The sequence below is a fragment of the Pararoseomonas baculiformis genome (assembly GCF_017813395.1).
GTDB classification, from domain to species: Bacteria; Pseudomonadota; Alphaproteobacteria; order Acetobacterales; family Acetobacteraceae; genus Roseomonas; species Roseomonas baculiformis.
Map to the genome: position 1 here is coordinate 250513 of NZ_JAGIZB010000003.1, position 12493 is coordinate 263005.

Consider the following 12493-nt stretch of genomic DNA (forward strand, 5'->3'; position numbering starts at 1 on the left):
GCATGGCCCGGCGTAGCGGCCCTGGCGCCGCCCTGCGGCAGGACAGCGCGCTCAGACACGCAACAGGCGAGGCGCGCTTCACCGACGACATCCCGGCGCCCCCGGGCCTGCTCCACGCCGCGCTCGTCCTCTCCCCTGTCGCCCATGGGCGCCTTGCCCCACTGGACTTCTCCCCCGCGCGCGCGGCGCCGGGGGTGGTGGCCGTGCTGGGCGCGGCCGAGATTCCCGGGCGCAACGACATCGCCCAGGCCGGCAAGGCGCCGGAGGTCATGTTGGCCGAAGGGCTGGTCGAACATTGGGGGCAGCCCCTCGCCATTGTTGTCGGGGAAAGCCGCGATGCCGCCCTGGCCGGCGCCGCCGCCCTGCGCCCCACCATCGAGCCGCTGCGCCCTGTCCTCTCCGTGGAGGAGGCGCTGGAGGCCGGTTCTCTCCTGATGCCCCCGATGGTGCTGGCGCGGGGCAATGCGCGGGCGGCGCTGGAAGCGGCGCCCCACCGGCTCTCCGGCCAGTTCCAGGCCGGTGGGCAGGAGCATTTCTACCTGGAGGGGCAGATCGCCCTTGCCGTGCCGGGCGAGGACGGGGATCTGGTGATCCATTCCTCCACCCAGCACCCGACCGAGGTGCAGCATGTCGCGGCGCGCGTCCTCGGCTGCGACCAGAACCGAATCTCGGTGCAAGTGCGGCGGCTGGGCGGGGGCTTCGGGGGGAAGGAGAGCAATGCCTCCTGGGTCGCGGCCTGCGCCGCCCTGGCCGCGCGGCATACGGGCCGCCCGGTGAAGCTCCGGCTTGGCCGCAACCAGGACATCGCCGCCACCGGAAAGCGCCACCCGATGCTGTTCCGCTGGGAGGCGGGCTTCGACGGGAACGGCCGCATCCTGGCGCTGGACGCCACCCTGGCCGCGGATGGCGGGCACAGCCTGGACCTTTCGGGCGGGGTGGTGTTCCGGGCGGTGACCCATGCGCTGAACTGCCTGGACGTGCCGGACGTGACCATCACCGGCCTGGCCTGCAAGACCAACACGGTAAGCAACACCGCGTTCCGCGGCTTCGGCGGCCCCCAGGGCGTGCTGCTGATGGAAGAGGTGACCCGCCATGTCGCCCGTGCCCTGGGCCGCAGCCAGGAGGCCGTGCGCGAGTGCAACCTGGCAGGCGGTGGGAATGGCGAGGAGACGCCCTATGGCCAGGCGCTGGAGGGCGACCTGATCCGTCGTGTCTGGGCAGAATGCCGCGACGGTGCGCAATGGGAGCGGAGGCGCGCGGAGGTGGATGCCTTTAACGCCTCCCATGAAGTCGTCCGGCGGGGGTTGGGGAGCTTCGTCCTCGCCTTCGGGATCTCCTTCGGCATCATGTCCATGAACCAGGCCGGCGCGCTGGTGCATGTGTATGAGGATGGCTCGATCCGGCTGAACCATGGCGGCACGGAGATGGGCCAGGGCCTGTTCATCAAGGTCGCGCAGGTCGTGGCAGGCGTGTTCGGCGTACCGGTGGAACGGGTTCGGATCACCGCGACCAGCACGGCGGAGGTGCCGAACACAGCGCCCACCGCCGCCAGCACGGGATCCGACCTCAACGGCTGGGCTGCCCATCTGGCGGCCATGACGATCCGCCACCGCATGGCCGAACAGGCCGCCGCGGAATGGGGCGTGTCCCCCGGGGATGTCCGGTTCGAGGAGGGGGAGGTCCTGGCGGGCAACCACCGCATGCGCTTCGGCGAGCTGGCGCATCGCTGCGTTCAGGCGCGGGTCTCGCTCTCCTCCACCGGTTTCTATCGAACGCCGGGCATTCACTGGGATCCGGTGAGGCTGCGGGGACAGCCCTTCTTCTACTTCTCCTACGGCGCAGCGATCGCCGAGGTGGAGCTGGACCTGCTGACGGGCGAGCACCGGCTGCTCCGGGCCGACCTCGCCCAGGATTGTGGCGCCTCGCTCAACCCGGCGGTGGATCGCGGGCAGATCGAGGGCGCGTTTGTGCAGGGGCTGGGTTGGCTGACCTGCGAGGAGCTCTGGTGGGATGCGGAAGGCCGGCTCCGGACGCTTGGCCCCTCCACCTACAAGATCCCGGGCTCACGCGACGTGCCGCCGGAGTTCCATGTGCAGATGCTGGAAGGCGCGCCCGCGCGGGCGGAGACGATCTTCCGCTCCAAGGCGGTGGGCGAACCCCCGGTGATGCTGGCGACTGCTGTCTGGAACGCGCTCTGCGACGCGGCGGGGGTGGAACACCTCGACCTGCCTGCCACGCCGGAGCGACTGCTCATGGCGGCGCGCGCCGCAGGCGGGAGGCCCGGCGCCGGCGGCTGACCCGCCGCGAGCCCCGCGGAAGATTGTTCCGTGCCTCTAGTGGGATGCTGCGTTTGCATCCTGCACGGCTGGGGCGACAGGTGCCGGACCGGCAGGAACGCCTGCCGCTTGCGAAGCGGCTTCCTGCCCCATACCGTTCCCCGAACCCCGCCGGATGAGCGGGACGAGGAACGGCCAGAGGGCGGTGCATGAGCAACAGCTTCCGCGGACTCGATTTCGGGCTCGGCGAGACGGCCGATGCGTTGCGCGAGCAGGTGGCCGCCTTCGCCGCCGACGAGATCGCGCCCCGCGCGGCGGACATCGACCGCAGCAACGAGTTCCCCATGGATCTCTGGCGCAAGTTCGGTGATCTCGGCCTTCTCGGGATCACGGCGCCGGAGGAATATGGCGGCGCCGGCATGGGCTATCTGGAGCATTGCGTCGCGATGGAGGAGCTGAGCCGCGCCTCGGCCAGCGTCGCGCTCTCCTATGGCGCGCATTCCAATCTCTGCGTGAACCAGATCGTGCGGAACGGGAGCGAGGAGCAGCGGCGCCGCTACCTGCCGCGCCTTATCTCCGGCGAGCATGTTGGCGCGCTGGCGATGAGCGAGCCCGGCGCGGGCTCCGACGTTGTGGGGATGCGCACGCGCGCGGAGCGCAAGGGCGACCGCTACGTCCTGAACGGCAACAAGATGTGGATCACCAACGGGCCGGATGCCGATGTGCTCGTGGTCTACGCGAAGACGGACCCGGATGCGGGGCCCCGCGGGATCACCGCCTTCCTGATCGAGAAGGGCTTTCCCGGCTTCTCCACCGCGCAGAAGCTGGACAAGCTGGGCATGCGCGGATCGAACACCTGCGAGCTGATCTTCCAGGATTGCGAGGTGCCCGCCGAGAATGTGCTCAGCGCCGAGGGGCGCGGCGTGAACGTGCTGATGAGCGGTCTGGATTATGAACGCGCAGTGCTCGCCGCCGGCCCCACCGGCATCATGCAGGCCTGCATGGATGTGGTGCTGCCCTATGTCCATGACCGCCGGCAGTTCGGGAAACCAATCGGCGAATTCCAGCTGATGCAGGGCAAGATCGCCGACATGTACACGGTGATGAACGCCGCGAAGGCCTATGTGTACGCCGTGGCCAGGGCCTGCGACCGCGGCCAGACCACGCGCAAGGACGCGGCCGGCGCCATCCTCTACGCCGCCGAGAAGGCGACCTGGATGGCACTGGAAGCAATCCAGTGCCTTGGCGGCAATGGCTATATCAACGACTACCCGACGGGCCGGCTGCTGCGCGACGCCAAGCTCTACGAGATCGGGGCCGGCACGAGCGAGATCCGCCGCATGCTGATCGGCCGCGAGCTTTTCGCCGAGACCGCGTGATGCCGGTGTTGCGGAGTGCGGCGGATGAACGTTCGCCGGAGCATGCGGAGAATGCGGCGCGAATGCGGGCCCTGGTCGAGGATCTGCGCGCCAGGGCCGAGCGGGTCCGCCAGGGCGGCGGCGCGGCTGCGCGGGAGAAGCACCTGGCGCGCGGCAAGCTGCTGCCACGGGACCGCGTGCGGGCGCTGATCGACCCGGCCTCTCCGTTCCTTGAAATCGGGCAACTCGCGGCGCAGGGCATGTATGGCGATGAGGTGCCCTCGGCGGGGCTCATCACGGGCATCGGCCGCGTCTCCGGGCGCGAGTGCATGATCGTGGCCAATGACGCGACGGTCAAAGGCGGCACCTACTTCCCGCTGACGGTCAAGAAGCACCTGCGCGCCCAGGAAATCGCCGAGCAGAACCGCCTGCCCTGCCTCTACCTGGTGGACTCGGGCGGCGCGAACCTGCCAAACCAGGACGAGGTCTTCCCGGACCGCGACCATTTCGGCCGCATCTTCTTCAATCAGGCGAACATGTCGGCGCGGGGGATCCCGCAGATCGCGGTGGTGATGGGCAGTTGCACCGCGGGCGGTGCCTATGTGCCGGCAATGTCGGACCAGAGCGTGATCGTCCGCAACCAGGGCACCATCTTCCTGGCTGGCCCGCCACTGGTGAAGGCCGCGACCGGCGAGGTGGTGAGTGCCGAGGAGTTGGGCGGCGCGGAAGTGCATTCCCGCATCTCCGGCGTGACCGACCACATGGCCGAAAGTGACGCGCATGCGCTGGGGATCGCGCGCCGCATTGTTGCCGGGCTGAACAGTCGCAAGCCGGTGACGCTGGACATCGCCCCGCCCCGCCCCACGCTGCACGACCCCGCCGGTATCCACGGGCTGATTCCTTCCGATCCGCGCCAGCCCTATGACGTGCGGGAGGTGATCGCGCGGCTGGTGGACGGCTCGGAGTTCGACGAGTTCAAGCCCCTCTATGGTCCCACCCTCGTCACCGGCTTCGCGCGGCTGCATGGCTATCCCGTGGGCATCATCGCCAATAACGGCGTCCTCTTCTCGGAGAGCGCGCAGAAGGGAGCGCATTTCATCGAGCTGTGCTGCCAGCGCGGCATTCCGCTGGTCTTCCTGCAGAACATCACGGGCTTCATGGTGGGCCGCAAATATGAAAGCGGCGGCATCGCCAAGGACGGCGCGAAGATGGTGACCGCGGTCGCCACCGCGACCGTACCCAAATTCACCGTGGTGATCGGCGGCAGCTTCGGCGCGGGCAATTACGGCATGTGCGGCCGCGCCTATTCCCCCCGCTTCCTCTTCATGTGGCCCAACGCGCGGATCAGCGTGATGGGCGGGGAGCAGGCGGCTTCCGTTCTGTCCACCATCCGGCGCGACGGGATCGAGGCGAAGGGCGGCCAGTGGAGCGCCGAGGAGGAAGAGCGCTTCAAGGCGCCGATCCGGGAGCAGTACGAGACCCAGGGCCATCCCTACTACGCCACCGCGCGGCTCTGGGATGACGGCATCATCGACCCGGCGGAAACCCGCACCGTGCTGGCCCTTGCCCTTTCCGCCTCGCTCAACGCGCCGATCGAATCCTGGGCAGGCCGCGCCCCGGGCTTCGGCCTGTTCCGGATGTGACCGCCATGTTCGGAACCATCCTCATCGCCAATCGCGGCGAGATCGCCTGCCGGGTGATCCGCACCGCGCGGCGGCTGGGCATCCGCAGCATCGCGGTGCATTCGGATGCCGATGCGGGCGCGATGCACGCCGCCATGGCCGATGAATCCCGCAGGATCGGCCCCGCACCCGCGCGGGAGAGCTATCTGCGCATCGATGCCATCATCGAGGCCGCTCTCGCCTCCGGGGCCGAGGCGATCCACCCCGGCTACGGCTTCCTCTCGGAGAATGCGGAGTTCGCCGAGGCCTGCGCGGCGGCCGGCATCACCTTCATCGGCCCGCCGCCCGCCGCCATCCGCGCCATGGGCTCCAAATCCGCCGCCAAGGCGCTGATGGAGAAGGCGGGCGTCCCGCTGGTGCCTGGCTATCATGGCGCGGACCAGTCCCCCGACACGCTGCGCCACGAAGCCGAGCGCATCGGCTACCCGCTGTTGATCAAGGCGAGCGCGGGCGGCGGCGGCAAGGGGATGAAGGTCGTCGAGGCGGCCGAGGGGCTGGAGGCCGGGCTGGCGCTCGCCAAGGGGGAGGCCCGCTCCGCCTTCGGCGACGACCATGTGCTGCTGGAGCGCTATCTCACCCGTCCGCGCCACATCGAGATCCAGGTCTTCGCGGATACCCGGGGCAACACCGTCCACCTCTTCGAGCGGGATTGTTCCATCCAGCGGCGCCATCAGAAGGTGGTGGAGGAGGCTCCGGCCCCGGGCATGGACCCGGCCCGGCGCGAGGCGATGGGGCGGGCCGCCTGCGATGCGGCGCGGGCCATCGGCTATGTCGGCGCGGGCACGGTGGAGTTCATCGCCGAGGGTGACAGCTTCGCCTTCATGGAGATGAACACCCGCCTGCAGGTGGAGCATCCGGTGACCGAGGCGATCACCGGGCAGGACCTGGTCGAGTGGCAGCTTCGCGTCGCCGCCGGCCAGCCGCTTCCGCTTCTGCAGGACGGGCTCCGCATCCAGGGCCATGCCATCGAGGTCAGGCTCTATGCGGAGGACCCGGCGCGGGACTTCGCCCCCTCCACCGGCCGCATCGAGCATCTGCGCTTCCCGGCCGAGGCGGGCGGCATTCGCGTTGACACAGGCATCCGCGAGGGCGACGCGGTGACCATCCATTACGACCCGATGATCGCCAAGATCATCGCCCACGGGCCGGACCGGGGGGCGGCGCTTGCCCGGCTCTCCCGCGCCCTGGCCAGCACCGAGATCGTGGGCCCCGCCACCAACCTCCGCCTCCTCCGCGCCATCGCGGCCGAGCCGGAGTTCCGGGCGGGGCAGCTGGATACCGGCTTCATCGCCCGCCACGGCGAGACGTTGCTGGCCCCGGCCGGCGCCGCGTCGCGCACCGTCCTGGCGGCCGCCGTGGCAGGGCTCCTGGCCGAGGGAGCCGCGAGGGATGCGGCAGACCCGGCCGATCCTCACTCACCCTGGGGCGCCGCGACGGCCTGGCGGCTGAATGGGGACGGCTACCAGGATTTCCACCTGATCGATGGAGAGGCGCGGCATGTGCTGCGCGCCCATATCCTACCCGGCGGATTTCGCCTCGACCTGCCCGAAGGAGCCGCGGAGGTGACCGCCGTGCCGGGAGCCGAAGGGAGCTTTTCCCTCCGGCTCGACGGGCGCGTGCTGCCGGCCCGCGTCCAGCGCCGGGAGGACCGGCTCGCCGTCTTCGCCGAAGGTTCCACCCATATGCTCAGGGTGGCGGACCCGCTGGCGCCTGCCGGGGCGGAGGGGCCAGCCGCCGGGCGCATCCTTGCTCCCATGCCGGGCAAGGTGCTGGAGGTGCTCGTCTCCCCCGGCCAGACCGTCGCGCGTGGCGCCGTGCTGCTCGTGCTGGAGGCGATGAAGGTGCAGATGCGGATCACCGCGCCCGCTGAGGGGGTGGTGGACGCCGTCCTCTGCACCCCAGGCGAACTGGTGGAGGATGGGGCGGAACTGGTCTCGATGGCGTAGTCGCCTCAGCGCCGGGCCCGGCCCCGACCGATCAGCGCCTCGCACCGGCCGTCCTCGCCCGTGCCGAACTGGATGGTGGGCAGCAGCCCGGCAACCGGGGCCACCAGGGCCGCCAGGCCGCCAATGATGCCACCCCGCGCGGCCAGCTCGCCCATTTCCGGCCCCACATCGGGGTTGCGGAAGCTGCCGTCCACCAGAATGGAAGTGGGCACGGCGCCAATGGTGAAGCTCTTGGACTCACTGCGAAGCCGAATTTCGAGGCGCTCCCTCGCAAGGTTCACATTGCCGGTCGCGTTGATGATCACGTCCTCCGTGTCCAGGATGACCGTGCGCAGCTGCGCCACGCCGCGCTGCAGCGCCACGCTGCCGACGAAGCACTGCACTGTCGTGCGGCCGGGAACACCAAGGGCGGAGAGCAGGGCGTTGCCCAGGCGAAGCCCGGACAGATCAACCAGCAGGGCTGAAAGATTGCCGCCGGACATGCCGAGTGTGAGATCGCCCGTCCCGCTGCCCAGGATATCAGCGAAGGATTTGCCGGTGCCCTCTATGCGCGCGCGTCCGTTGATGCGGCCCGCGCCCTCGAAGGTGTTGGTGGCCTGCATGAGGCGCGAGAGGTCCAGCCGCTGGAGGCGGAGGTCGGCGCGGGCATGCAGCCGCTCCTCCTCGCGCGGGGTGAGGACGATGTTACCTTCGATCTTTCCGGAGCCGACGCCGAGCGCCAGCGGGCGGAGCGTGACCGCGCCTTCCTTCACCTCCATCACGGCGCGCATGTTGTCGAACGGCATGTTGCGGCCAACGATACTGTCCGCCTGGTAGTTCAGGCTGACATTCGCGGCCTCCAGCTTCGGGAAATTGATGGGATCGTCCGGCAGAACGCGGGAGCGCGCCTGGTTCCGCGCCTGCTCGCGGCGCTGCTGCGGGCTTTGGCCGGGCGTGGAGGCGCGGCCCGGTTCCTCGCCGATGAAGCCGCCAAGATCGGCCAGGTCCACCCGGCGGGAGCGCAGCTCCGCCTCCACCTCTGGCTTTTCCCCGCCCGTGGTGACGGCGATGGTGCCGGAGAGATCGCTGCGGCCCATCCGGCCCTCGAAGTCGCGAAAGCGCACGCGGCCGGCGACATAGTCGAGCTGCCCGCCAATCTCATAGGCAGGAGTTTTCGGCACGGGAACGCCGGTGAGCGGCTGGAGCAGGCCCATATCGGGCCCGGAGAGGTCCAGCCTCACATCAGCGCCCTGGAGCTCAAGCGGATTCTGCAGCGTGCCGCGCAGCGAGGCCCGTGTGGGGCCGTTGGCGATCTGCATCTCGATCGGCCAGGGCTTCCCCTCCTCCCGCAAGGCAAGGATCGCGCCGCCCAGGGCGGTGCCGGAAATGGGCTGGCCGGCATAGGTGCCGCGCGCCTCCACGGCGATGCGAGGCTCCGCCCCTTCTTCGTCTCGCGTGGCGACGGCGAGGTTGAAATCGGCTTTCAGCCGCGGGTCCACCACATGGGCCTGCCCTTCCACGATGCGGAGAAGCCCGATCCGCGGGGCGGCGCTGGATGGCGGCGGCTCGGCTCCCTCGCCAGCGGGCTGCCCGAGGTCGAAGGTATAATTGGTCCGGCCATCCTCCCGGGCGATCGCCTCGACCACGGGCCGCGTGACCTCGATGGCCGGGATGACCACGGCGCGATCGTGCCAGTAGGCCATGACATCAAGCCGCGCCGTCAGGCGCTCGGCCCGCGCGAAGGGAGGGTCTTGCTCGAAGCCTTCGGGGTTGGCGATGCGAACGCCATCGGCACTGATTTCCGTCACCCGCCCCAGGCGCACATGCAGGTGCTCGATGCTGACCGGCCGCCCCAGCGCGGCGGAGGCCCTGCTTTCCGCCAGGGGGATGAACCAGTCCCAGGACCAGAGGGCGATGAGAAGGCCGATCGCCGCCAGGGGCAGGCCCGTCCAGATTGCCCAGCGCGGTATCCGGCGCGCAGCCATGGCGCTACTCCGCCCTTGTTACGTTCCTTGGCTGTAATGCGCGAGAGGCGCCAGGGTTCAGTGACCCGGGAGCGGGCTTGATCCGGGGCGGGTGGTCCGTGACCGGCCCGATGCTCCCACTCTAGGAGCGACGAGCCGTAGGGGGACGGGTCCGGCCGGCGGGCTGATGCGCGGCGGGATGCGCGCGGGGCGATGCGGCGGGACGTTCAGCGCCGGTCGTTCCGGCGGGCCGCAGCAGCCGGGGCTCGGCACGCGCCGGTCGGGCGGCAGCGGCGCGTGCCCGCGCCGCGCTGGCCGGCATGGCGGCTGCCGCCACCGGGCGCGCCGGTGTCGTGTTCTGGCGCACCGGCCGGGGATGCGGCGCAGCGGCGGCCGGGGTGGGGGTGAGCAGCACGGCCGGGCTCGGGCGCGGCGGCGCGGCCAGCCCCGCGGCGCGCTGGAAGTTCGGCTGGATCTCCTGGGCCACGTAGCGAGTCACGTTCGGCGTGCGGATGACCTCGCGATAGGTATCGAGCGGCACGTTGCGGAACTCATCGCTGCTGCCGCCGCGGCGTATCATCCGAAGCGTACCAGCCCCAGGCGGGACGCCGCACCAGCGCGCGACCGAATAATCCGGCGAGACGAGCGTGGAACTGCTGCAGGTCTCAGCCGCCCCCGCGGGCATGGCCAGGATCGCCAGCAGCAAGGACGCCCCGAACGCACCAGCCCGGATCATGCAGCCTGCCTCTTTCAGCCGTGGGGACCGCACGCATATCGCCGATGCCATCCGGCCGAAAGCCGCAGGGGCGCAACACCTCACCGGAAATTCGGTCATCCGTCTCCAAGCAGGTGCAGGAGGAGCCGGCGCCTGTGCGCCCGCAGGCGGTGCTCGTAGAGATAGACGGCCTGCCAGGTACCCAGTGCCAGGCTCCCGTCGAGCACAGGGATAGAAAGCTGCACGGAAGTGAGCACCGCGCGGATATGGGCGGGCATGTCGTCCTCGCCTTCCTCATGGTGGCGGTAGCGCTCACGGCCGCCATCCGGGACGAGCCGCGCCAGGAAGGTCTCCAGGTCGGTCCGCACCTCCGGAGAAGCGTTCTCCTGGACGATAAGCGATGCCGAGGTGTGCTGGCACCAGATGGTGAGGAGCCCGGTGGAAATGCCCTGCTCCGCGAGCCATTCGCGGAGGGGCCGCGTGATATCGACAAGCCCGCGGCCGCGGGTGCCGATGACCAATTCCCCCGTGCGCTGCTGCAACGCCATGTTCCCGTCTGACCTACTGTGTTTTGGATAGGTCTAACGCGAAGGCGGCCGAGGCGCTGCAGGTCGCGGCCGGCGGCAGCCCCCCGCGCCCTGCCGCAGTGCAGCATCATTTGGGTGTTCTACGGTTCTGTGCAGCCTTGCTCGGACGGCAGTTGACGTGGCCACGAATGCCGCCTTACAGCAGACCTATTGGATCGTTCCAATGACGGGAGCGACCGGGCGGCACCGTCCCGTCCAGGAGGAGCGAAGGCGTTCATGGCCAAGCTGCGCAGCCAGTCCTGGTTCGATGATCCGGAGGACCCGGACATGACGGCGCTCTATCTGGAGCGCTACCTGAACTTCGGGCTGACCCGCGCGGAGCTGCAATCGGGCAAGCCGATCATCGGCATCGCGCAGACCGGCAGCGACCTCGCGCCCTGCAACCGCCATCACCTCGCGCTTGCGGAGCGGACAAGGGCCGGCATCCGCGATGCGGGCGGCATCCCGCTGGAATTTCCATGCCACCCGATTCAGGAGACGGGCAAGCGGCCGACTGCGGCGCTGGACCGGAACCTTGCCTATCTCTCGCTTGTGGAGGTGCTCTACGGCTACCCGCTCGATGGCGTGGTCCTCACCACCGGCTGCGACAAGACCACCCCTGCCCTGCTGATGGGCGCGGCCACGGTGAACATGCCGGCGATCGTCCTCTCGGGCGGGCCCATGCTCGATGGACACTACAAGGGCCGCCTTGCCGGCAGCGGGACGATCATCTGGGAATCGCGCCGCCGCCTCGCCGCCGGGGAGATCGGCTACGAGGAGTTCATGCGCATCGCAGCGGCCTCCGCGCCGAGCGTTGGGCACTGCAACACGATGGGCACGGCGCTCTCGATGAACTGCCTGGCGGAGGCGCTGGGCATGAGCCTGCCGGGCTGCGCCTCGATTCCCGCGCCTTACCGCGAGCGCGGGCAGATGGCCTATGACACCGGCCGCCGCATCGTGGAGATGGTCCGCGAGGACCTGACCCCGCGCAAGGTGATGACCAAGCCTGCCTTCGAGAACGCCATCATGGTGGCCTCCGCCCTGGGTGCCTCGACCAACTGCCCGCCGCATCTCATCGCCATCGCGCGCCATACCGGCGTGGAGCTGAGCCTTGATGACTGGCAGCGCGTCGGCCACGCGCTCCCGCTCCTGGTGAATTGCCAGCCGGCCGGCGCCTATCTGGGCGAGGCCTTCCACCGCGCGGGCGGCGTGCCCGCCGTGATGCGCGAACTGCTCGATGCCGGCGTGCTGCATGGCGAACCCGTGGGGGTGACCGGCCGTCCCGTCGCACAGGTCCTGGCGGGCATCGCGGCCGAGGATCGCGACGTGATACGCCCCTTCTCGGCGCCGCTCATGCCCGAGGCGGGAATGCTCGTGCTGCGCGGCAACCTCTTCGACACGGGTATCATGAAGACGAGCGTGATCTCGAAGGAGTTCCACGCGCGCTATCTCTCCAACCCGGATGATCCCGATGCCTTCGAGGGGCGCGCGATCGTTTTCGAGGGGCCGGAAGACTACCACGCCCGGATCAACGACCCGGCGCTGGAGATCGACGAGAACTGCATCCTCTTCATGCGCAACTGCGGACCGGTCGGCTATCCCGGCTCGGCGGAGGTGGTGAACATGCAGCCGCCTGACGCGCTGATCCGCAAGGGCGTGACGGCCCTGCCCTGCATCGGCGACGGGCGGCAGAGCGGCACATCGGCCAGCCCCTCCATCCTGAACGCCTCGCCCGAAGCGGCGGTGGGCGGTGGCCTGGCCCTGCTCCGCACCGGGGACCGCGTGCGCTTCGACCTGCGCCAGCGGCGCGTGGACGTGCTGCTGCCGGATGAGGAAATGCAGGCCCGGCGGGACGCGCTGCGGCCCTTCGTCCCGAGCAACCAGACCCCCTGGCAGCAGCTCTACCGGGAGCGCGTGGGGCAGCTCTCGGACGGGTCCTGCCTCGACTTCGCGACCGGCTATCAAGATGTGGTCCATGTCGCGGGCCTTCCCCGGCATTCGCACTGA

8 protein-coding genes are annotated in these 12493 nt (G+C 69.8%); 5 read left to right on the forward strand and 3 right to left on the reverse strand.

The genetic code is table 11. The features are described 5' to 3' along the window. Positions 1–2 precede the first annotated feature (2 nt). The 4 genes from xdhB (at position 3) to J8J14_RS04710 (ending at position 7262) form a co-directional block, all read left to right on the forward strand. Entirely contained in the window at positions 3–2297 is a 2295-nt protein-coding gene (gene xdhB / locus J8J14_RS04695) for a xanthine dehydrogenase molybdopterin binding subunit (protein ID WP_245215377.1), read from the forward strand. 188 nt (positions 2298–2485) lie between these two features. After that, positions 2486–3655 carry an isovaleryl-CoA dehydrogenase gene (locus tag J8J14_RS04700; protein WP_209378288.1) on the forward strand — a complete coding sequence of 390 codons (1170 nt, stop codon included), beginning with the start codon at positions 2486–2488 and terminating at the stop codon, positions 3653–3655. Continuing rightward, on the forward strand, positions 3655–5277 hold the full coding sequence (locus J8J14_RS04705; RefSeq protein WP_209378289.1) for a carboxyl transferase domain-containing protein: 1623 nt from the start codon (positions 3655–3657) through the stop codon (positions 5275–5277). Before J8J14_RS04700 ends, J8J14_RS04705 begins: the two co-directional genes overlap by 1 nt. Positions 5278–5282: 5 nt before the next feature. Then, positions 5283–7262 (forward strand): acetyl-CoA carboxylase biotin carboxylase subunit, encoded by a 1980-nt coding sequence (locus J8J14_RS04710; RefSeq protein ID WP_209378290.1) that lies wholly within the window; start codon positions 5283–5285, stop codon positions 7260–7262. Positions 7263–7267: 5 nt separating this feature from the next. Here the strand turns inward: J8J14_RS04710 and J8J14_RS04715 are convergent, their stop codons facing one another. The 3 genes from J8J14_RS04715 to J8J14_RS04725 all read right to left on the reverse strand — a co-directional run bounded on the left by J8J14_RS04715 (position 7268) and on the right by J8J14_RS04725 (position 10462). Continuing rightward, the gene (locus J8J14_RS04715) at positions 7268–9226 is read right to left on the reverse strand and encodes an AsmA family protein (protein ID WP_209378291.1); all 1959 of its coding nucleotides are present in this window, start codon (positions 9224–9226) and stop codon (positions 7268–7270) included. Positions 9227–9347: 121 nt separating this feature from the next. Next, positions 9348–9941, reverse strand: a complete 594-nt coding sequence (locus J8J14_RS04720) for a hypothetical protein (protein WP_209378292.1) — start codon at positions 9939–9941, stop codon at positions 9348–9350. A gap of 95 nt (positions 9942–10036) precedes the next feature. Further along, on the reverse strand, positions 10037–10462 hold the full coding sequence (locus tag J8J14_RS04725) for a secondary thiamine-phosphate synthase enzyme YjbQ (protein WP_245215378.1): 426 nt from the start codon (positions 10460–10462) through the stop codon (positions 10037–10039). Between the two features lie 261 nt (positions 10463–10723). On the opposite strand from J8J14_RS04725, the gene J8J14_RS04730 reads away from it, so the two are divergent. Beyond that, positions 10724–12493: an IlvD/Edd family dehydratase gene (locus J8J14_RS04730; RefSeq protein WP_209378294.1), complete on the forward strand. Its 1770-nt coding sequence runs from the start codon at positions 10724–10726 to the stop codon at positions 12491–12493.

What these genes read in the sequence shown, in the direction of transcription:
- xdhB (WP_245215377.1), top strand. Translation starts at nt 3, where the DNA reads ATGGCCCGGCGTAGCGGCCCTGGCGCCGCCCTGCGGCAGGACAGCGCG.
- J8J14_RS04700 (WP_209378288.1), top strand. Translation starts at nt 2,486, where the DNA reads ATGAGCAACAGCTTCCGCGGACTCGATTTCGGGCTCGGCGAGACGGCC.
- J8J14_RS04705 (WP_209378289.1), top strand. Translation starts at nt 3,655, where the DNA reads ATGCCGGTGTTGCGGAGTGCGGCGGATGAACGTTCGCCGGAGCATGCG.
- J8J14_RS04710 (WP_209378290.1), top strand. Translation starts at nt 5,283, where the DNA reads ATGTTCGGAACCATCCTCATCGCCAATCGCGGCGAGATCGCCTGCCGG.
- J8J14_RS04715 (WP_209378291.1), bottom strand. Translation starts at nt 9,226, where the DNA reads ATGGCTGCGCGCCGGATACCGCGCTGGGCAATCTGGACGGGCCTGCCC.
- J8J14_RS04720 (WP_209378292.1), bottom strand. Translation starts at nt 9,941, where the DNA reads ATGATCCGGGCTGGTGCGTTCGGGGCGTCCTTGCTGCTGGCGATCCTG.
- J8J14_RS04730 (WP_209378294.1), top strand. Translation starts at nt 10,724, where the DNA reads ATGGCCAAGCTGCGCAGCCAGTCCTGGTTCGATGATCCGGAGGACCCG.